This window comes from Streptomyces sp. NBC_00669, from assembly GCF_036226785.1.
GTDB lineage: Bacteria > Actinomycetota > Actinomycetes > Streptomycetales > Streptomycetaceae > Actinacidiphila.
This window is the reverse complement of sequence record NZ_CP109018.1, coordinates 3,430,649-3,449,790: the sequence shown is the minus strand read 5'-3', so window position 1 is coordinate 3,449,790 and position 19,142 is coordinate 3,430,649. Positions and strand designations below refer to the sequence as shown.

The window sequence follows — 19,142 nt, the reverse complement described above, 5'->3', positions numbered from 1 at the left end:
CACTGAGCCGAACGGACCTCCCCGATTCCCGCCGCCCCGGCTGCGGCGGTGTCAGAGCCCGGGCCAGGCGGGCCGGCGCTTCTCGTTGAACGCCGCGACCCCCTCCGCCCGGTCCGCCGAGAACGCGACGGTGCGCCAGGCCGCGTCCTCGACCTCCAGGCCGGTCCGCAGGTCCAGCCCGTGGCCGACCCGCAGGGCCTGCTTGGCGGCGCGCAACCCCACCGGGGAGTTCCCCGCGATGCGCTCCGCGAGGGCGAGAGCGACGGTACGGGCCTGGCCCGCGGGCACGAGCTGGTCGACCATGCCCAGCTCCAGCGCTTCGGCCGCCGGGACGCGGCGCGCGGTGAAGACCAGTTCCGCGGCCCGGGCGGCGCCCACCCGGCGCGGCAGCAGTTGGGTGCCGCCGCCACCGGGGATGACCCCCACGGACACCTCCGGCAGCCCGACCACCGCGGACTCGTCCGCGACGATGAGGTCGCAGGCGAGGGCGAGTTCGTACCCGCCGCCCAGGGCGAACCCGCCCACCGCGGCGATCGCGGGCATCGGCAGGTCGAGCACGCCGCCGTACGCCGCCCGTGCGCGCGGGCGCTGGCGCAGCAACTCGGCGTCGCTCAGCGAGTTCCGCTCCTTCAGGTCCGCTCCGGCGCAGAAGGCGCGCTCGCTCGACGAGGTCAGCACCGCCACGCTCACGGCCGGGTCCGCGGCCACCGCCGCGCACGCGGCCGCGATCGCCTCGGCCATGCCCGTCGACACCGCGTTCATCGCCTTCGGGCGGTCCAGCACCACCTCGGCGACACGGTCCCCGTGCCGGCGCACCACCACGAAGTCCCCGAACCTCCGCGTGCCCTCTTCCACTTGCTCGCCCATTCCGCCCGTCCCTCCCGCGCTCGGTTAACGATCGCAAACCTCCCGCCATCCTCGCACGCCACCGCGTCCGCCCGCCGCCGTTCCCGGCGGAGCCTCCGGAGTGGCTTTACGGGCCCGCGCCGGGTGGTGAGCATGGAACCGCACGGCGCCGCGTGGGCGCCGGAGGGGGGCGGGCGGCGTGAACAGGTGGCAGCGGGTCTCGGTCGCGGCGGTGACCGCGTCGGCGGTCGCGGGGTGGGTCGTGTTGTGGCTGGTGGTGGCCGACCGCGCGTGGGAGGCGCCGGCCCGGATCACGCTCACCGTGACCGCGGCCGCCCTGCTGGTGGCCGTGCTGACCGCCCTGCCCCTGCGCAAGGGGGAGGACCTGGGCGAACACCTCGGCGCGTCCGCGGTGGCGCTCGCCCTGGTCTGGAGTTGCGCGGCCTCGACCGCGTGGAGCACGCACGCGCTGCGGGAGTGGGGCGACTCCCCCACGAAGGTCCGCGCGACCGTCACCGCGTGCCGCCGGGACGGCACCGTGGTGAACCCGGACGTCGGTTCCAGCCAGGACGTGTACTCCTGCGTCTACCACTGGAGCGTCGACGGCCGCTCCCACCAGCAGCGCCGCGACGCCGCCCGCCGCTACCCCGACGGCACGGTCGCGTACGTCCACGTGGACACGTCGGGCGCCGCGCGCAGCCACAGCGTCACGAACATCGTCTTCGCGCTCCTCGCCGCCGCCGTGTCCGGCGGCCTCCTGCTCTTCGGCCTCGGCGCCTTGGCGGTGGACCTCCGCGACCGGCGCCGTGAGGACCGCCGCCGGGGCCGCCGCGAGGACCGCGGCCAGGACCGCCGGGGCGGCGGGTGACAGGGAAGGAGCTCGTCCGGGTCCTCAGCGAGACGCGGAGACTGGCGAAGCGATGGCCGACGGGCCGGTGAACTCCGAGGCCAGAGCGTCCATCACGAGCTCGTCGCACACCTGGCCGAGCCAGTACCCGGCTTGGCGGATCGGGCCGACGTGCCGGAAGCCGGCCTTCTCGTACGCGCGGATCGCGCCCGCGTTCGGCGCGAGGACCTTCAGCCAGACCATCCGCAGGTTGGTGACGTGGAAGGCGTAGTCGAGCGTGAGCCGGGTCGCGGCGGTTCCTGTGCCCTGGCCGCGGGACTCCGGGGCCAGCATGATGACGAACTCGGCGGTGCGGACGCTGTGGTCGGGCAGCAGGGTCGCGACCCCGACCGGGAGCGGCTGGTCGTCGGCGAGGTCGTAGACGGTGAAGCGGATGTTCTCGCCGCGCAACTGGTGGGCCATGCCCTCGGTGCGCGCCTCCAGTGATTCGGGGGCCTGACGCCCGTAGCCGACCAGGAGCGCGGGGTCCTGCTCCCAGCGCCAGTACGTCTCGACGAGGTCGGCGCGGTAAGACCCGAGTCCGCAGGTCTCGGTGCGCAGCCAGATGATCGGGTCGGTCGGGTCAGAGGGGCTGGCGATGACGGTCTCCGATGGTGAGCACGGGGGTGTAGGCGCAAGTCGAGGACGGCTCGGCGACGTCGGCGCCGTCCTCAGTCTGCACCCATGCGTGCAGCCGTATCGGGTCGGACGCGATGCCGTGGCACCAGCGCACGCCGAGACGTCGGGCGCCCAGCAGCAGAACCGCGGCAACGGATTCCTCCAGGCACGCAGTACGGCCGGGGAAGTACCATCCGGCGCGCCGGACGGCTTGGACGGCTCCGGTTGCCTGCTCAAACGTCGCAGGTCGGACTGTCCGCGCAACGGAGGTGGTCAGGAGCGCGACGGTGCGCCACATGCTGTCGTGGCCACGGCGGGTGATGGCGAAGGCGGTGGTGAGCGCGGTCGCGGCGGAGAGTGTTCCGGTGAGCGCGACCCGGGGCGGTCGGTTGATGCCCGCGGGGTGTTCGGTGCTGCCCCAACTGGCTCGAGCCGAGCGGGCGCGCAGCGCGGGCGGCCAGGGGGCCGGGTCGCGCGTCGGTGTGAGGAGGCCCAGAGCGAGGAGCCGGCGGGCGAGGGCGGGGTCAATGGCGTCGAGGACACCGGTGTGCGAGGTGGCGCCCCATTGGGATGTGGCCGGAGGCTGGAGGGCCTGGACGCGGCTGGTGCGGTAGTTGATGAGGACCAGGGCGTGGCCGAAGTCGACGGCACGGACGTGCCGGGGGCAGGTGGCGAACACGGGCAGGTCATCCACGGCGTTCTCCTTCGCGGGGGCGCAACCAGGTGGGAGGAGCGTGTTCGACGGCGCGGAGCCACGCTTCGGCGGCCAGTGCCTGCTCCAGGGCCGCCAGCGACATCGGGATGCCGGCGGCGGCCTGGGCGAGGTGGGCGCGCAACAGGCCCGGGTCCAGGAGGCCGAAAGCCGCGAGACGGCCGTCGGCCAGGGCGTCGAGGCCGGGCAGGTTGGCGCGCAGCCCGGTGTAGTGGTCCGCGTTGAAGCTGCCCTTCGTCACCCTCGCGGCGAGGGCGGCCGGTAGCACGCCGTCCATGGCCCGGACGAGGACGGGCTTGTAGGCGTGGATCGGGGGCCGGGCCCGGATCTCGGTGCGCAGTACGGCATCGACGACGCGCGGGTCGAGGAACGGGTTGTGCAGTTCGATGCCAAAGGCGGCGGCGAGTTGGGCGTCGGCGGCCCCGGTCCGGGCAACCTCTCGGACCTCGTCCACCAAGATTCTCACCGCGATGTCGAGGCCGGGCAGTGGATCTTCGGCTGCGGCGGCTTGGCCGACGGCGCCGGTCAGCAGGCGGACGGCATCGTCTGTGGCCCAGCCAGGCAGCGGTAGCGCAGGGAACCACGCGACGTCACCCCGCCCGGCTGTGCCCGCCAGCGGGGCACGCTCCTCAAGGGCACCGGCCAGGTACGTCATGGCTCGGGCACGGCTGGTGCGGGCGAGGGTGCGAGCGTCGCGAAGCAGCGGGATCACCGGGCTGTGGCGGAGTCGGGCCCAGCCCGCGGCCTCGGTGGTGGCGCGCCGGCAGCGGCGGTGGCTCAGCAGGTCGGCGAGGTGGGCGGGCGGTACGAACAGGACGCTGTCGCCGCCGTCGCCGGTCAGATGGGTGCGGCTGCCGAACCGTTCACCCATCCAGCGCAGTTGTCCTTCGAGACGGGCCCGGGTCAGGGTGGACGGGGCAGGTTCGTCGGTGGCCGGGACGGCGGTGATGTCGGTGTAGGGCAGGTGCTCGGCGCCCAGGGGGAGCAGGTGGTGGGCGAGCCGCGGGTGATGGGCGGCGGCCTGGCGTGCGTATGTGAGATCGGCGCCGGTCGTCTGGCCGTCCGGGTGAACCGTGACCGCGTTCAGCGCCCCGTCTCCGGGCCGGGCGGTCGCGGCGAGCAGAGCGAGTGTGGAGGAGTCCAGGCCACCCGACAGGTCGCACGTCAGGTTCGGATCGGCCGCGACCCGCAGCCGTACGGCGTCCTCCAGTACGGTGCGCAGCCGGTTGTGGGCGGGGCCCGGGAGGGGATCGGGTCGCCACGTCGACGTACACCGTAGGTCTCGGCCCGGGGCGAGCTCGATCCGGGCGCCGGGCGGGAGTTGCCGGACGCCGGTGAAGAACGACCTGTCCCCGACCGCCGCAGGGATGTGCGGCAGGAACACGGCGATCGCGAGCCGCACCGGGTCCACCTCGGCAGCTGTGAGCTCCGCCAGGGCGCGCGCCGAGCTCGACCAGGCCCAACCACCCTCGTAGCGGGCGGCGTAGAGCGGCAGCGCTCCGGCCGGATCGGTATGGACGACCGTGCGCTCTCCGCGCTGCTCCACCACCGCGTACGCGCCCGACCACCGCCAGGCGATGTCCGGGTGCGCCGGTCGGCCGACCAGGGCCCGCAACTCGGCGTCGGCGGCGCCGCACGAGCCCAGCAAAGTCACCGTGCCGTCGCGTGACGTGCCGAATGACCGGGCCGCCGCCGGGCCGGTCTGCCAGAGCAGTGGGTCGGGGTCGAGACGAGCGGCGCCGGCAGGGCACAGCCCGTTCCCGGACCCGTGCGTGAATCCTCCGAAGATCACAACAAACTCCTTCCCAGGTCCGAACGGTCGGCCGTGCGGTGGGGCACCCCGTGATCCCGGGGTGCCCCACCGCACGGGTGGTCGGTCAGGCGCAGTTGTACGCGCGGCGCTTGTCCTCGCTCTGGCCGCCGCCTTGGCCCTGGGTCAGGGTCACGAGGTCACCGAGCTCGACGAGCATCGGCCCGGGCTGCGGGGACGCGGGGGTGGTGGGGTGGTCCGTACGGTCGTCCATGACGATTCCCTCCATACGCATGGGCGGATGATGACCGCCAGGTGATTCCCGGCGGGTGCTGCCCCACCAGGACACCGCCGATCCGAGTCCCGACCGAGTCAACTCCCCCCGCGCGCAATCCGTTTGCGCATCACGCACACGATCTCGACCGGCTGTAACCGCCCGGCTACCGTGAGCGGGCTGATGTGATGCCCGAGGGGTTCTCAAAGGGGGCGGCCATGCGTGCTCAGGTGCCGGACTGGAACTCCCCGCGGGTCCATGAACTCATCGCGGATGGTGACGTCGGGGGCCTGATTCGCTGGGCCCGCCAGGAGCGTGGCTGGCGGCAGACCGACCTCGGCAGGGCCGCCGGCTACTCCGCCTCGGCCGTCAGCCGCCTTGAGACCGCTGAGCGGCCGGCGACCGACCTGGACATGCTCAAGCGCTTCGCCGATGCCCTCGTCATCCCTGCGGGGGTACTTGGCCTACTTCTCGGTGTCGCCCCACCTCGGGCCATTACAGTTGCCAGCGCCCAGCGCCCGGCCGTATCCGAGGAGGACCCGATGAGACGCCGGTCCCTCCTGGCCGCCGGCCTGGTCCTACCGGCACTCGCCCTCGACCATCTCGATGAGGCCCTCGCGCTGCTGCCCGCACCTGCCTCCGCGCCGACCGCGGACCGCCTGGCGCTCCGATACCGCCAGGCACGTGCCCTCTTCAACCGCGGCGCTCACGCGGAACTGATCGAGGCGCTCCCCGACCTGCTGGCCACCGCCGAGGCCTGTGCCGACCAGGGCGAGGCGGTCGGCTACGCCCGGCTCGCCGCCTGCTATGACCTGGCGACCGAGACCCTGTCCAAACTCGGCCGCCACGACGCGGGCCGGATCACCGCCGACCGGTCCAACACCTACGCGCGCATCTCCGGTGACCCCCTGGCCGGTGCCGCGTCCGCCCGCGCCTTCAGCATCGTGCTGCGCCACGAGAAGCGCGCCGCCACCGCACAACGCGTCACCCTCCACGCCGCCGCCCAGGTCGAGGCCACCGGACTGACTACTCCCGCACAGGCCGGGACGTTCGCACAGATGCTCTGCACGGTCGCCTATGCCGCCGCCGACGCCGGAGACCGTGACCGCGCCCTGGAGATGATCCGGGACGCCGAACGTGCCGCCGCCCTTCTCCCGGAACGGCTTGGCTCGCCGACCTTCTCGGTCACCCCCGCCTCCGTGGCCCTCTACAAGGTCGGCGTCCTGTGGTCCCTCGGCGACGCCGGGGCGGCTGTCCACGCGGGCCGCAACCTCCATCCGGGCCAGTTCGCCACCGCCGAGCGCCGCGGCCGGCTCCACACCGACATGGCCCGCGCCTGGTGGCGATGGGACAAACCGGAGCAGACCGTCCACGCCCTCCTCGCCGCCCACCGCACCGCCCCCGCCGAGGTCCGCGACCGCCCCAGTATCCGTGCCATCGTCGCCGACCTCGCCCGGCGCCACCCCCGAACCGGCGGTGTCCGCGAACTCGTCGCCGCGATCCGGCCGTCCGCTGCCACCTCGTAGCGCCACGGCTTGCGGCCGGCTGAGGACGGTCGATGGGGAGGCCGGGGCTGCGCGCCGGTGCGGGTCGGGGCGGCAGGTCGGGGCGGCGGGTGACAGGGAACGATTCAGTGCTTAGGGTTTGTGAATATGGATATGCAGAACGTGGTGGTGCTGGGCGCGCACGGCACGGAAGCGGAAGACGTCACAGCCGTCGCCCGCGGCAACGCGCGGATCGAGGTCGGCGCGGAGGCGCTGGAGGGCGTCGCGCGAGCGCGCGACGTGATCGACGCGCTCGCCGCGAAACCGGAACCGGTCTACGGCGTCTCGACGGGCTTCGGCGCGCTGGCGGTGCGCCACATCAGCCCGGAGCTGCGCGCCCAGCTGCAACGCAGCCTCGTACGGTCGCACGCCGCGGGCATGGGCCCGCGGGTGGAACGCGAGGTGGTGCGCGCGCTGATGTTCCTGCGGCTGAAGACGCTGGCGTCGGGCCGTACCGGGGTGCGCCCGGTGGTCGTGGAGACGATGGCGGCGGTGCTGAACGCGGGCATCACCCCGGTCGTGCACGAGTACGGCTCGCTCGGCTGCTCCGGCGACCTCGCGCCGCTCGCGCACTGCGCCCAGGTGCTGATGGGGGAGGGCGAGGCGGAAGGGCCGGACGGCGTGGTGCGCCCCGCGGCGGAGCTGCTCGCCGAGCACGGCATCGAAGCGGTCGAGCTGCGCGAGAAGGAGGGACTGGCCCTCATCAACGGCACCGACGGCATGCTCGGGATGCTCGTGATGGCCTGCGCGGACCTGGCGGGGCTGTTCACCGCGGCCGACGTCACCGCCGCGCTCACCCTCGAAGCGCTGCTCGGCACCGACCGGGTGCTCGCGCCCGAACTGCACGCGATCCGCCCGCACCCCGGGCAGGCGGCCAGCGCGGACAACATGCGCAGGGTGCTCGCGGGCTCCGGCCTGACCGGCCACCACCAGGACGACGCGCCGCGGGTGCAGGACGCGTACTCCGTGCGGTGCGCGCCGCAGGTCGCCGGGGCCGGGCGGGACACCCTCGCGCACGCCCGGCTGGTCGCGGACCGCGAGCTGGCCGCGGCCATCGACAACCCGGTGGTGACGGAGGCCGGCACGGTCGAGTCGAACGGCAACTTCCACGGCGCCCCGGTCGGTTACGTGCTGGACTTCCTCGCGATCGCCGCGGCCGACCTCGCGTCGATCGCGGAGCGGCGTACGGACCGGCTGCTCGACAAGAACCGGTCGCACGGGCTGCCGCCCTTCCTCGCCGACGACCCGGGCGTGGACTCCGGGCTGATGATCGCGCAGTACACCCAGGCGGCGCTGGTCAGCGAGATGAAGCGGCTGGCGGTGCCCGCGTCCGTCGACTCGATCCCCTCCTCGGCGATGCAGGAGGACCACGTGTCCATGGGGTGGTCCGCGGCGCGGAAGCTGCGGACCGCGGTGGACGCGCTCACCCGGGTCATCGCGGTGGAGATGTTCGCGGCCACCCGGGCGCTGGAGATCCGTACCACCGGGACCGAGCTGCGCCCGGCGCCCGCCACCGCCGCCGTGCTCGCCGCGCTGCGCGCCGCCGGGGTGCCCGGGCCCGGGCGGGACCGCTTCCTCGCGCCCGACCTCGCGGCCGCGGAGTCCTTCGTCCGCCACGGCTCCCTGGTCCGGGCCGCGGAGAGCGTGACGGGGCCGTTGGCCTAGTGCCGTGACCGCACCAGCCGGGGGCGGGCGTCCGGACCCGCGGCCGGGTTCGGGTCCGGGTCCGCTCCGGGAGAGCGTCCGGACCCGCATCGCCGGCATGCGGGTCCGGACGGGTCAGGGTGCGCCCGCCGTCGTCCTCGGCGTCAGATCCTCCGGGTCCTTCTGGTCCTTCAGATCTTGTTGAAGATCTTGGAGTAGGCGTACCCGGTCGGCTTGTCGTACTGGTCGACCTCCCAGAAGGCCAGTTCCTGCACGCCCTTCGACGCGGCGAAGCTCTCCAGCGTGGAGGCGTTCGCCTGGGTGAAGTCCTCGTCGTCGTCGTTCTGCCCGGCGATCGGGGTCAGGCCCATGCGGGCCCAGTTCTGCGCGGCCGAGCCGCCGTAGATGCTCGCGAACTGCTTCTCGGCGGCGGTGGCACCGGACTCCGCGTCCGCAAGGGCGTTCTCGCCGTCGCCGAAGTCCATGGTCATGAGGTTCACCGCGCTGGTCTTCACCCCCGCCGACTGCGCGTTCTTCAGCAGCGTGGTGACGTCGGACTCCATACCGTCCGGGTCCACGGCCACCGTCCAGTCGATCTGCACGGACGGGTCGGCCTGCTGGAGCGCCGCCAGGGCCTGGTCCCGCCGGGCGTTGGCGTTGCCGTTGGCGAGGGTGTCGCCCTCGATGTCGAAGTCGAGCCGGGTGACGCCGTAGGTGCTGACCACCTTCTGGTAGGCCGCGGTGAGACTGGAGACCGAGGTACAGGTCTGGGCGAGTTCCTTGCTGCCGGCGCCGCCGAAGGACGGGATCACGTTGCCGCCGGCCGACTTCACCGCGTTGATCTGGGAGCTGAAGGCGCCGACCGAGTCCCCGCCGTCCTCCCACTGGAGGGTGCAGCCGGACTTGGAGGTGAGGAAGGCCAGCGTGTAGTTCTTCAGCCCGCTCGCGCTCTGGTCGGCGGCCATGTCCTTGGCGGAGGAGGAGTCGATCTGCAGGTACGGCGCCGCGAACTGTGCGGGGAGCGCGGTCGGGGCCACGGCGGCGGCGTGGGCGCCGGGGGCCGCGGCGAGCAGCGCGAGCACCGGGGCGACCGCGGCCGCGGCGACGAGTGCGGGGCGGACGGGTGACTTGGCCATGGTGAAACCTCTCGGGAGGCGGAGGAGACAGTGGGGGAGCGCAAGACCGCAGGGGGTGACAGGTTAGGAAAGCTTCCTAACCATGAGTCAGCATGGTTGGGCCGTTGGCTGGTGCACGTCAAGACCCGGAGTTCAGATAAATGAATCGCGGCCACCCTCTTGACCGAGGTTTTGCCTGCCGCGGGGTCCGGGGTCCGGGGTCCGGGGTCCGGTCCCGGGGCCCGGCGCGTGGCGGCGCGTGGCCGGGGCGTGGGGCGTGGCGGCGCGTGGCCGGGGCTGGGCGGTGGGCGGGGGAGGGCGGGCTCGGCGGAGAGCCGCCGGCTTACTCCTCCGGGTCGGCGTCCTCCGCCGCCTCGGCGACCTGCAAGGCGTGGCGGGAGCGGCGGGTGGCGTTGACGACGAGCCCGGCGCCGGCGAGGAGGAAGACCGCGCCGCCGATGACGTAGGGCTTCGTGTCGATCATGCCGGTCTCGGCGAGCGACCCGGCGGGCGCCGCCTGCGTGGTCGTGGCGGGGGTCCGGGCGGAGGTGGCGGCCGGCGTCGTGGCCGCGACGGTGGAGGTGGCCGCGACGGTGGCGGTGTCCGCGTGTGCCGAGGGGACGAAGTAGAGCGCGGCCAGCACGGCAGCGGCGGCCACGGCGACGTACGGGCGGGGCGAGGCCATCTGATCCCCCAGCGGATGCGGCGAGTTGACCGTAAGGGCCGATCGTAGTGACTGGCGGCGGCCGGTGGGAAGCGGCGGGTCGGCCCGACGGGGATTCGCCGGCGGTTCGCGGTGCGTGGCGGGCGGGCTACGGAATGCCGCGGAAAGCCGCGTGACGGTCATCACGGGGAGTACGTGTCAAAGTCCACAATTTCCATCGGAAAGGACATACCTGGCGCCGAGGCTGTTTCCATGGATGGCGGAAGAAGCCCCGCGCCGATCGTTTCGGCCTGCGGGCGACCCCGATCATGGGAGAGACGCGTGACGCCGCCCGACACCGGAAAATCCCCCGCCTCCGCAGAGGACGGCCCCGCCGAGCACGGCCCGACCGGAGCAGTCCGCCGGAAGCGCACCGTGTTCCGCCGCGGCACCCTCGCGGCGCTCGCGGTGGTGGCCGGCGGCGCGGTGGCGCTGACCGCGTGCGGCCACGGCGACAGCGGCAAGGACAGCAGCCAGAACGCGGCCGCGTCCGTCTCCCCGACGACGAGCGCCACCTCCGCCGACCCCGGCTCCAGCCCCACCACGAGCCCGACCACCAGCCCGCAGACGCAGGCCCGGGAGGACGCGGCGGCGGCCAAGCACACCTCGACCGCGAAGATCACCATCTCGCCGAAGTCCGGCACCACCCAGGCCGCGGTGAGCGGCGCGGTGAAGGTGAGCGTCACCGGCGGCAAGCTGACCAAGGTGACGATGACGGCCACGTCGACCGGCCACACCGTGGCGGGCAGGATATCCGCCGACGGCACCACCTGGACGCCGAACGCGACGCTCGCGCACGGCCTCCAGTTCCGGATATCCGCCACCGCCAGCGACTCGCAGGGACGTACGACCTCCACGCAGGCCACGTTCGGCACCAAGGCGGCCACCGGCAGCTTCGTCGGGTACTTCACCCCGGAGGACGGCTCCACGGTGGGCGTGGGCATGCCGGTCTCGATCAACTTCAGCAAGGCGATCTCGTCCGCCGACCGGGCCGCCGTGCAGCGCGGGATCTCCGTGCAGTCCAGCAGCGGGCAGCAGGTCGTCGGCCACTGGTTCAGCTCCACTCGGCTCGACCTGCGGCCGCAGAGCTACTGGCAGGCCGGCTCGCACGTCACGCTGAACCTGAACCTGGCGGGCGTCGAGGGCGCCCCGGGCGTCTACGGCACGCAGCACAAGACGGTCGGCTTCGACGTGGGCCGCTCGCAGGTCTCCACGGTGGACGCCGCCACGCACATGATGACCGTGGTCCGCGACGGCAAGGTGATCCGCACCCTGCCGATCTCCGCCGGCGGCGACGGGCACACCACCTACGACGGCCAGATGGTCATCGAGGAGAAGGACCAGACCACCCGGATGAACGGCGCGACGGTGGGCTTCACCGACGACGACGGCAAGGGCGAGTACGACATCCCCGACGTGCCGCACGCCATGCGGCTGAGCAACTCCGGCACGTTCATCCACGGCAACTACTGGTCCGACAAGTCGATCTTCGGCACCGCCAACACCAGTCACGGCTGCATCGGGCTGAGCGACGTCAAGGGCGGCAAGGACGACACGACGGACGCGGCGTGGTTCTACAACAACTCGCTGATCGGCGACGTGGTCGTGGTGAAGAACTCGCCCGACAAGACCATCCAGCCCGACAACGGCCTCAACGGCTGGAACATGTCGTGGAGCAAGTGGGTGGCCGGCTCCGCGCTGTGAGCTGAGCCGAGCCCGGGCAGGTAGCCGGCCGGGCAGCAGACCGTACGGGAGCGGCCGTACGGGAGTGCGCCGGGCGAAGTGAGCCGGGCGGTACGGGTCGCGTCTCGGGGGCGCGGCCGGTACCGCCCGGCTCGCTTGTCAGTCCAGGGCGGTGTGAATCCAGGCGGCCGGGTCGTCCAGGACGGCCCGCACCGCGCTGTAGGCGGCGCCGCGCAGCACGCCGTCGCGGCCGAGCCGCGAGGTGACCACGTCCTCCGGGCGCCACTGGCGGTCGGTGACGCGGGCGGCCAGTTCGCGGCGCGCGCCGGGCAGCAGCCAGGGCGCGAGGTCCGCGAGCGGGCCGCCGACCACCACGGCCTGCGGGTCGAGGAGGTTGACGGCGCCGCTCAGCGCGATGCCCAGGGCCGCGCCGGCGTCCTCCAGGGCGCGGATCGCGGCGGGGTCGCCGGCCGCCGCGGCGGTGCGTAGCTCCCTCGGGGTGCCGGCGCCCGCGGACCGGAGCAGGGCCTCCTCGCCGGCGAAGGTCTCCAGGCAGCCGTGCGCGCCGCACGAGCACAGCGGCCCGTCCGGGTGGACCGGGACATGGCCGAGCTCGCCGGCGAAGCCGCGGGCGCCGCGGAAGAGCCGGCCCTCCACGATGAGGGCGGCGCCGATGCCGATCTCGGCGGAGACGTGGACGAAGTCGGCGAGGCGGTCATGGCCGCCGAGCCAGAGTTCGGCGAGCGCGCCGAGGTTCGCCTCGTTCTCCACGACGGTCGCGTGCGGGCCGAGCGCGGTGGCGACGGAGACGTCCTCCCAGCCGAGGTTGGGGGCGCGCAGTACGGTGCCGCGGTCGCGGCTGACCAGGCCGGGGACGGCGACCGTGGTGCCGACCGGGCGCAGCTCCATCGCGGCGGCCTCCTTGGCGACCTGCGCGGTCAGCTCCGCGAGTTCGGCCAGCACGGACGCGGCCGGGCGGCCCCGGTTCGCGGCGGGGGACTCGGTACGGCAGCGCAGCTCGCCGCGGAGGTCCACCACGCAGGCGGCGAGGTGGTCGATACCGATCTCCGCGCCGATGCCGGCGGGGCCGGTGTCGGACAGCGCGAGGGCGGTGCCGGGGCGGCCCACGGTGCCGGGGCGGCGGGCTCCGCGCTCCTCCAGCAGGCCCGCGGCCAGGAGTTCGTCCACGAGCGTGGAGACGGTGGCCCGGGTGAGGCCGACCTCGGCGGCGATGGTGGCGCGGGTGAGGTCGTCCTCCGTGGCCAGGGCTCGCATCACCAGGGAGAGGTTGCGGTGGCGTAGTTCCGATTGGGCGCCGGTGCGTTTGACCACGGTTCTCCTTTCACGCCGTGCCGTCCACAAAGTATGTGCGGCCCCTCCGGGGGCTCCTCCCCGCCCACCCGCCCGCTGCTGGCCGAGGGCACGCTCCCGGGCCCCCGCCGCGGGGGTTCCGACATTCGCCCTTCCGCCCCGCGGCAAGCGCCTGTGACGTCAGGCGCCCACCAACGGCAGCGCTGCCCGCAGCCGTTCGAGCGTCGCGTCGTCGCGTTCCGTCGCCGGGAGCAGCTCGCCCCGGTCGGTGCCCCAGCGCGCGGCGACCGCGGCGGGCTCCTCGCCGGTGAGGAGGACGGCCGCCTGGACCGCCGCGCCGAGGGCGACCAGCTCCGAGGCGACGGGCACCTGGACCGCCCGCCCGGAAAGCCTCCGTACGGTCTCCCGCCACGCGGCCCCCCGTGCGCCGCCGCCGATCAGCAGGATCGGCTGGTCGCCGGGGTCCGCCCCGTCGACGGCGAGCACGAGGTCGAGCGCGGCGAGCAGCGCGTACACCGCACCGTCGTAGGCGCCTTGGAGCACCTGCCCGGCGGTGGTGTCGTGCCGGACACCGGTGAGCAGGCCGGAGGCGTACGGCAGGTTCGGGGTGCGCTCGCCGTCGAGGAAGGGGAGGAAGGCGACCGAGCCGCCGGGGTCGACCTGCTCGCGGTCGCGGCCGAGCAGCGTGGCGACCTTGTCCACGGCGAGCGTGCAGTTCAGCGTGCAGGCCAGCGGCAGCCAGGCCCCGTCGGCGGCGGCGAACCCCGCGACGGTGCCGGAGGGGTCGGCCGGGCGCTGCCGGGCGACCGCGTAGACGGTGCCGGAGGTGCCGAGGCTGAGCACCGGCCGCCCCGGGGCCAGCCCGAGGCCGAGGGCGGCGGCTGCGTTGTCGCCGGTGCCGGCGCCGACCAGCGCGCCGGGCCGTACGCCGGCGCCGTCCCGTACGGTGCCGGCCTGCTCGCCGGGCCCGAGCACCGCGGGCAGCAGCTTCGGGTCGAGCCCGACCTCGGCGAGCAGCGCGTCGTCGTACGCCCCGGTGCTCGCCGCCCACCAGCCGGTGCCGGAGGCGTCGCCGCGGTCGGTGACGGCGGTGCCGCTCAGCCGCTCGGTGAGGAAGTCGTGCGGCAGCCGGACCGCCCGCGCGGCCGCGGCCGCCTCGGGTTCGTGGGCGCGCAGCCACTCCCACTTGGCGATGGTGAAGCTCGCGCCGGGCACCGAGCCGACCCGCTCGGCCCACCACGCGGCGCCGTGCCGTTCCACCAGCGCCTCGGCCTGCGGGGCGGAGCGGACGTCGTTCCACAGCAGCGCGTCCCGCACCGGGCGGCCCCGCTCGTCGAGCACGACCAGGCCGTGCTGCTGGCCGCCGACCGAGATCGCGTCGGCCCGCGCCGCGTACGGTCCGAGCTCGCCCAGCGCTTCCTGGAGGGCGTTCCACCACACCTCGGGGTCGGTCTCGCGCCCGGCGCCGGTGCTGACGGTGTGCGCCGCCTGGCCGCGGGCGAGCACCTCGCCGCTGTCGACGTCGACCGCCAGCACCTTCGTGGACTGCGTCGAACTGTCCACGCCGAGCACGATCTGCCCTTGTCGCGCCATGTGATCCCGGTCCTTTCGCGCGGTTCCTACTTCCCAACCCTGGGCTCGCATACTAATTTGTTCAACAGTCTGACGAATAGGAGCCGACCGCAATGACTTCCGAGACGAACCTCACCCCCACCCCCGCCGACAAGTTCACCTTCGGACTGTGGACGGTCGGCTGGCAAGGCCGCGACCCGTTCGGCGACGCGACCCGCGCCCCGCTCGACCCGGTCGAGTCGGTGAACCGGCTCGCCGAACTGGGCGCGTACGGCGTGACGTTCCACGACGACGACCTGATCCCCTTCGGCTCCTCCGACGCCGAGCGCGACGGCCACATCAAGCGCTTCCGGCAGGCGCTGGACGCCACCGGCATGAAGGTGCCGATGGCCACCACCAACCTCTTCACCCACCCCGTCTTCAAGGACGGCGGCTTCACCTCCAACCTCCGCGAGGTGCGCCGCTTCGCGCTGCGCAAGGTGATCCGCAACATCGACCTGGCCGTGGAGCTGGGCGCCGAGACCTACGTCGCGTGGGGCGGCCGGGAGGGCGCGGAGTCCGGCGGCGCCAAGGACGTCCGGGTCGCGCTGGACCGGATGAAGGAAGCCTTCGACATCCTCGGCCAGTACGTCACTGAGCAGGGCTACAACCTGCGCTTCGCGGTGGAGCCGAAGCCGAACGAGCCGCGCGGCGACATCCTGCTGCCGACCGTCGGCCACGCGCTGGCGTTCATCAACTCGCTGGAGCGCCCCGACATCGTCGGCGTCAACCCCGAGGTCGGCCACGAGCAGATGGCCGGGCTCAACTTCCCGCACGGCATCGCCCAGGCGCTGTGGCACGGCAAGCTCTTCCACCTCGACCTCAACGGCCAGACCGGCATCAAGTACGACCAGGACCTGCGGTTCGGCGCCGGCGACCTGCGCTCGGCCTTCTGGCTGGTCGACCTGCTGGAGCGCGGCGGCTACGAGGGCCCGCGACACTTCGACTTCAAGCCGCCGCGGACCGAGGACATGTCCGGCGTGTGGGCGTCGGCGGCCGGCGGCATGCGCAACTACCTGATCCTCAAGGAGCGGGCCGCCGCCTTCCGCGCCGACCCGGTGGTCCAGGAGGCGCTGCGCGTCTCCGGCCTGGACGAGCTGGCGCAGACCACGCTGGGCGCCGACGAGTCGCTGGCCGACCTGCTCGCCGACCGCAGCGCGTACGAGGACTTCGACGCGGACGCGGTGGCCGAGCGCGGGATGGCCTTCGAGGCGCTCGACCAGCTCGCCATGGACCACCTGCTCGGCGTGCGCTGAACCGTACGACCGCTGCACGTCCCCGGTCGGACCGGCGGACCGGCCTGCCGGCCCGTACGCCGGTCCGGGCAACGGACAAGAGTCCCGGACCAACCTGGGGACCGGCTGTGAACAGGCCGTGCGCGGCCTGTTCAAGGAAGAAATCACCTTCCGCTCAGCCGGACCTCATCTCCACGTGCTCTTTCTCAAGCCCCCCTCACTTTCGCCTCACCGCGCCCTCACCGCCGATTCCTAGCGTTGCGCGGCAGTGGGAGCAGGGGCGGACGCCTCGCCCTCCTCGCGTTCGCCCCCGCTCTCCGCACCTCACCCCGGTGCACTCCACTGCCTCTCTCTGCCAAACACGAGGAATCGGATGTTCTTCACGTATCTCCGGCGCGAGCTGCGCCGCCGGCGCAAGGCGGCGCTCGTGGTCGCGCTGGGCCTCGCGCTCGGCATCGGCCTCGTCATCACGGTCGACTCGGTCTCGTCCGGCATGGACCAGGCCCAGGGCAAGGTGCTCAAGTCGCTGTACGGCCTGGGCACCGACATGACGGTCACCAAGGCCGCGCCGGCCGCCGGCACCGGTTCCACCACCCGGCCCAAGTTCGACTTCGACGCGAACAGCGACGGCAAGTCGCAGAGCAGCGACCGGGTCACCGTGCAGGGCTTCCAGACCCTGTCCTCCTCGGTCGTCAGCAGCGTCGGCAAGCAGAAGAACGTCGCGGGCGCGGTCGGCGGGCTCAACCTCCAGGTGCTGAAGATCAACGGCACCTTCACGCCCGGCCAGTTCCAGCAGCGCCAGAGCACCTCCGGCGCGGGTGGCGGGCCCGGCGGCGGCTCCGGCGGCAGCGGCGCGCCGCAGGGCGAGGTCAAGGGCGGCGGCGCGCAGTTCGACGCCAACAGCTACACGCTCTACGGCGTGGACGTCTCCAACCTCTCGCTCGGCCCGCTGACCTCCTCCAAGATCACCTCCGGCACCACCTTCACCGCGGCCGACGCCGACGCGAAGGTGATGGTCGCCGACTCCGCGTACGCCAAGCAGAACAAGCTCAAGGTCGGCTCAACCGTCACCGTCAAGGGCACCAAGTACAAGGTGATCGGCATCGCCACCGCCGACAGCGGCGACGCGGCGGCCAACCTCTACCTGCCGCTGAAGCAGGCGCAGACCCTCTCCTCCTCGGCGAACAAGGTCACCACGGTCTACGTCAAGGCGGCCGACTCCAAGCAGATCTCGGGGGTCAAGTCGGAGATCCAGAAGAACATCTCCGGCACCACCGTCACCACCTCCGCCGACCTCGCCTCCACCGTCTCCGGGTCGCTGTCCACGGCGTCGTCGCTCGCCACGAACGTCGGCAAGTGGCTGTCCATCGCGGTGCTGATCGCCGCGTTCCTCGTCGCCGGGCTGCTCACCTCCTCGGCGGTCAGCCGCCGCGTGCGGGAGTTCGGCACGCTCAAGGCGCTCGGCTGGAAGAGCGGCCGGGTCACCCGGCAGGTCATGGGCGAGGCCCTGGTCAACGGCCTGATCGGCGGCGTCCTCGGGATCGCGCTGGGCCTGGCCGGCGCCTTCGCCGTCACCGAGATCAGCCCCAGCCTCACGGCCCAACTCGGCTCCTCCGCCTCCTCCGGCGGCACGGGCGGGCCCGGCGGCGGGGGCCCCGGCGGCTTCGGCGGCGGCGCCCGGCAGGCCGCGTCCAAGACGCTCGACGTCGCCCTGAGCGCGCCCGTCAGCGCCGGCACCATCGTGCTGGCCGTGGGGCTCGCCATCGGCGGCGGCCTGATCGCCGGCGCCTTCGGCGGCTGGCGCGCGTCCCGGCTGCGCCCGGCCGACGCGCTGCGCCGCGTCGAGTAGCCGCGGCTGTGATCGGCCGCCGATCGGCCGCGCCGCCCGCTGATCGACCCCGCTGATCGGCCTCGCTCGTCGGCCCCGCCACCCGGCCACCCGGCCACCCGGCAACCCGGCCGCTCCGCCGCGTGACCCCGGCCGTCCGGCCGCTCCCGGGGCCTCTCACCCGGCGGCCACCCCCACTTCCCTTCCGCTCCCAGGAGTCCACCCATGTACCAGCTCAGCGGCGTCACCAAGCGCTATCGCCGGGGCAAGACCAACGTCGACGCCCTGCGCGGCATCGACCTCACCATCGTCGACGGCGACCAGGTCGTCATCCAAGGCCCCACCGGCGGCGGCAAGTCCACCCTGCTCCAGATGCTCGGCGCGCTGGACCGGCCCACCTCCGGCTCGATCGAGTTCGACGGCACCGACCTGGCCAAGCTCAGCGAGGCACGGCTGACCAAGGTCCGCTCGGAGAACATCGGCTTCATCTTCCAGAGCTTCAACCTCATCCCCACGCTCACCGCCCAGGAGAACGTCGAGACCGCGCTGGTGCCGCTCGGGGTCCGCCCGTCGCTGCGCCGCACCCGCGCCGCGGCCGCCCTGGAGTCGGTCGGACTCGGCGAGCGCCTCACCCACCTGCCGTCCGAGCTCTCCGGCGGCCAGCAGCAGCGCGTCGCCATCGCCCGCGCCCTGGTCAAGGAGCCCAAGGTGCTGCTCGCCGACGAGCCGACCGGCAACCTCGACGAGGGCACCCGCGACGACATCATGGCGTTGCTCGAAGGGCTGTGGCGCGACCGCGGCCTCACCTTCATCCTGGTCACCCACGACTCCACCATCGCCAAGCGCGCCCCCCGGCTGGCCACCATCCGCAAGGGCACCCTCACGGTGCGCGAGTCCACCCGCAAGTGAGCCCCCGGGGCGGCGCCGCCGCCGGTCGTCGGCCCGCCGCCGGTCGTCAGCTCGCCGCCTGCCCGGCGGCGCGCTCCTGGGCTTCGAGCAGTTCCTCGCCGTGCTCCCGGGTCCAGCGGCCCATCGCGCGCAGCGGGCCGTCCACCAGGCTGGTGCCGAGCGGTGTGAGGCCGTAGTCGACCCGGGGCGGCGCGGCGCGGAAGGCGCGGCGCTCCACCAGGCCGTTGGCGAGCAGGCGGCGCAGCGACTCGGTGAGCACCTTGTCGCTGATCCCGCCGGCCAGCGCCCGCAACTCGGCCCGGCGCAGCGGTCCTTCGCTGAGCCCGGCGAGGATCACCGGGTCCCAGGTGTGGGCGAACAGCTCGGTGGCCGCGCGCAGCCGGCAGTCCACGAGCAGCCGCTCGCAGGAGGCGTCCCCGGGGTTCCGGCTGGTGGGGGCGCCTCGGTTCTCCCGGGCGGAGTGCGGGGCCCGG

At 73.5% G+C, this 19,142-nt stretch carries 17 protein-coding genes; 7 read left to right on the top strand and 10 right to left on the bottom strand.

The features are described 5' to 3' along the window. Positions 1 to 51: 51 nt before the first annotated feature. On the bottom strand, positions 52 to 867 hold the full coding sequence (locus OG896_RS13940; protein WP_329365468.1) for an enoyl-CoA hydratase-related protein: 816 nt from the start codon (positions 865 to 867) through the stop codon (positions 52 to 54). Between the two features lie 178 nt (positions 868 to 1,045). Between OG896_RS13940 and OG896_RS13935 the strand changes: the two genes are divergently transcribed. Continuing rightward, the gene (locus tag OG896_RS13935; protein ID WP_329365466.1) at positions 1,046 to 1,714 is read left to right on the top strand and encodes a hypothetical protein; all 669 of its coding nucleotides are present in this window, start codon (positions 1,046 to 1,048) and stop codon (positions 1,712 to 1,714) included. A gap of 24 nt (positions 1,715 to 1,738) precedes the next feature. On the opposite strand, the gene OG896_RS13930 is transcribed toward OG896_RS13935, so the two are convergent. From OG896_RS13930 to OG896_RS13915, 4 genes are all read right to left on the bottom strand, one after another. Continuing rightward, the gene (locus OG896_RS13930) at positions 1,739 to 2,293 is read right to left on the bottom strand and encodes a GNAT family N-acetyltransferase (RefSeq protein ID WP_329373989.1); all 555 of its coding nucleotides are present in this window, start codon (positions 2,291 to 2,293) and stop codon (positions 1,739 to 1,741) included. A 22-nt stretch (positions 2,294 to 2,315) separates the two neighbouring features. Then, the gene (locus OG896_RS13925) at positions 2,316 to 3,044 is read right to left on the bottom strand and encodes a lasso peptide biosynthesis B2 protein (RefSeq protein ID WP_329365464.1); all 729 of its coding nucleotides are present in this window, start codon (positions 3,042 to 3,044) and stop codon (positions 2,316 to 2,318) included. Then, positions 3,037 to 4,854, bottom strand: a complete 1,818-nt coding sequence (locus OG896_RS13920; protein ID WP_329365463.1) for an albusnodin/ikarugamycin family macrolactam cyclase — start codon at positions 4,852 to 4,854, stop codon at positions 3,037 to 3,039. Before OG896_RS13920 ends, OG896_RS13925 begins: the two co-directional genes overlap by 8 nt. Positions 4,855 to 4,939: 85 nt before the next feature. Beyond that, positions 4,940 to 5,107 carry an albusnodin family lasso peptide gene (locus OG896_RS13915; protein WP_443057032.1) on the bottom strand — a complete coding sequence of 56 codons (168 nt, stop codon included), beginning with the start codon at positions 5,105 to 5,107 and terminating at the stop codon, positions 4,940 to 4,942. Positions 5,108 to 5,304: 197 nt separating this feature from the next. On the opposite strand from OG896_RS13915, the gene OG896_RS13910 reads away from it, so the two are divergent. Continuing rightward, on the top strand, positions 5,305 to 6,612 hold the full coding sequence (locus tag OG896_RS13910) for a helix-turn-helix transcriptional regulator (protein WP_329365462.1): 1,308 nt from the start codon (positions 5,305 to 5,307) through the stop codon (positions 6,610 to 6,612). Positions 6,613 to 6,738: 126 nt separating this feature from the next. Beyond that, the gene (gene hutH / locus OG896_RS13905; protein ID WP_329365460.1) at positions 6,739 to 8,295 is read left to right on the top strand and encodes a histidine ammonia-lyase; all 1,557 of its coding nucleotides are present in this window, start codon (positions 6,739 to 6,741) and stop codon (positions 8,293 to 8,295) included. A 170-nt stretch (positions 8,296 to 8,465) separates the two neighbouring features. On the opposite strand, the gene OG896_RS13900 is transcribed toward hutH, so the two are convergent. Next, the gene (locus tag OG896_RS13900) at positions 8,466 to 9,410 is read right to left on the bottom strand and encodes a glycosyl hydrolase family 18 protein (protein ID WP_329365458.1); all 945 of its coding nucleotides are present in this window, start codon (positions 9,408 to 9,410) and stop codon (positions 8,466 to 8,468) included. A 322-nt stretch (positions 9,411 to 9,732) separates the two neighbouring features. After that, positions 9,733 to 10,074, bottom strand: coding sequence for a hypothetical protein (locus tag OG896_RS13895; RefSeq protein ID WP_329365456.1), 342 nt, complete (start codon positions 10,072 to 10,074; stop codon positions 9,733 to 9,735). A 393-nt stretch (positions 10,075 to 10,467) separates the two neighbouring features. Here OG896_RS13895 and OG896_RS13890 point away from each other — a divergent pair, with 393 nt between their 5' ends. After that, complete coding sequence (locus OG896_RS13890; protein WP_329373985.1) at positions 10,468 to 11,796, top strand: L,D-transpeptidase; 1,329 nt, start codon at positions 10,468 to 10,470, stop codon at positions 11,794 to 11,796. A gap of 138 nt (positions 11,797 to 11,934) precedes the next feature. On the opposite strand, the gene OG896_RS13885 is transcribed toward OG896_RS13890, so the two are convergent. Continuing rightward, the gene (locus OG896_RS13885; protein ID WP_329373983.1) at positions 11,935 to 13,050 is read right to left on the bottom strand and encodes an ROK family transcriptional regulator; all 1,116 of its coding nucleotides are present in this window, start codon (positions 13,048 to 13,050) and stop codon (positions 11,935 to 11,937) included. A gap of 216 nt (positions 13,051 to 13,266) precedes the next feature. Further along, positions 13,267 to 14,679 (bottom strand): xylulokinase, encoded by a 1,413-nt coding sequence (gene xylB / locus OG896_RS13880; RefSeq protein ID WP_329365454.1) that lies wholly within the window; start codon positions 14,677 to 14,679, stop codon positions 13,267 to 13,269. Positions 14,680 to 14,771: 92 nt separating this feature from the next. Between xylB and xylA the strand changes: the two genes are divergently transcribed. From xylA to OG896_RS13865, 3 genes are all read left to right on the top strand, one after another. Beyond that, a complete protein-coding gene (gene xylA, locus OG896_RS13875; RefSeq protein ID WP_328468500.1) occupies positions 14,772 to 15,953 on the top strand; it encodes a xylose isomerase in 1,182 nt (393 codons plus the stop codon). A gap of 352 nt (positions 15,954 to 16,305) precedes the next feature. After that, complete coding sequence (locus OG896_RS13870) at positions 16,306 to 17,781, top strand: ABC transporter permease (protein WP_329365451.1); 1,476 nt, start codon at positions 16,306 to 16,308, stop codon at positions 17,779 to 17,781. A gap of 204 nt (positions 17,782 to 17,985) precedes the next feature. Continuing rightward, complete coding sequence (locus tag OG896_RS13865) at positions 17,986 to 18,669, top strand: ABC transporter ATP-binding protein (RefSeq protein ID WP_329365450.1); 684 nt, start codon at positions 17,986 to 17,988, stop codon at positions 18,667 to 18,669. A 46-nt stretch (positions 18,670 to 18,715) separates the two neighbouring features. On the opposite strand, the gene OG896_RS13860 is transcribed toward OG896_RS13865, so the two are convergent. Next, complete coding sequence (locus OG896_RS13860; RefSeq protein ID WP_329373981.1) at positions 18,716 to 19,066, bottom strand: winged helix-turn-helix transcriptional regulator; 351 nt, start codon at positions 19,064 to 19,066, stop codon at positions 18,716 to 18,718. Between the last annotated feature and the right edge of the window lie 76 nt (positions 19,067 to 19,142).

Coding starts and splice junctions, on each gene's coding strand:
- OG896_RS13940 (WP_329365468.1), bottom strand. CDS start 867: ATGGGCGAGCAAGTGGAAGAGGGCACGCGGAGGTTCGGGGACTTCGTG.
- OG896_RS13915 (WP_443057032.1), bottom strand. CDS start 5,107: ATGCGTATGGAGGGAATCGTCATGGACGACCGTACGGACCACCCCACC.
- OG896_RS13910 (WP_329365462.1), top strand. CDS start 5,305: ATGCGTGCTCAGGTGCCGGACTGGAACTCCCCGCGGGTCCATGAACTC.
- hutH (WP_329365460.1), top strand. CDS start 6,739: ATGGATATGCAGAACGTGGTGGTGCTGGGCGCGCACGGCACGGAAGCG.
- OG896_RS13900 (WP_329365458.1), bottom strand. CDS start 9,410: ATGGCCAAGTCACCCGTCCGCCCCGCACTCGTCGCCGCGGCCGCGGTC.
- OG896_RS13895 (WP_329365456.1), bottom strand. CDS start 10,074: ATGGCCTCGCCCCGCCCGTACGTCGCCGTGGCCGCCGCTGCCGTGCTG.
- OG896_RS13885 (WP_329373983.1), bottom strand. CDS start 13,050: ATGCGAGCCCTGGCCACGGAGGACGACCTCACCCGCGCCACCATCGCC.
- xylB (WP_329365454.1), bottom strand. CDS start 14,679: ATGGCGCGACAAGGGCAGATCGTGCTCGGCGTGGACAGTTCGACGCAG.
- xylA (WP_328468500.1), top strand. CDS start 14,772: ATGACTTCCGAGACGAACCTCACCCCCACCCCCGCCGACAAGTTCACC.
- OG896_RS13870 (WP_329365451.1), top strand. CDS start 16,306: ATGTTCTTCACGTATCTCCGGCGCGAGCTGCGCCGCCGGCGCAAGGCG.
- OG896_RS13865 (WP_329365450.1), top strand. CDS start 17,986: ATGTACCAGCTCAGCGGCGTCACCAAGCGCTATCGCCGGGGCAAGACC.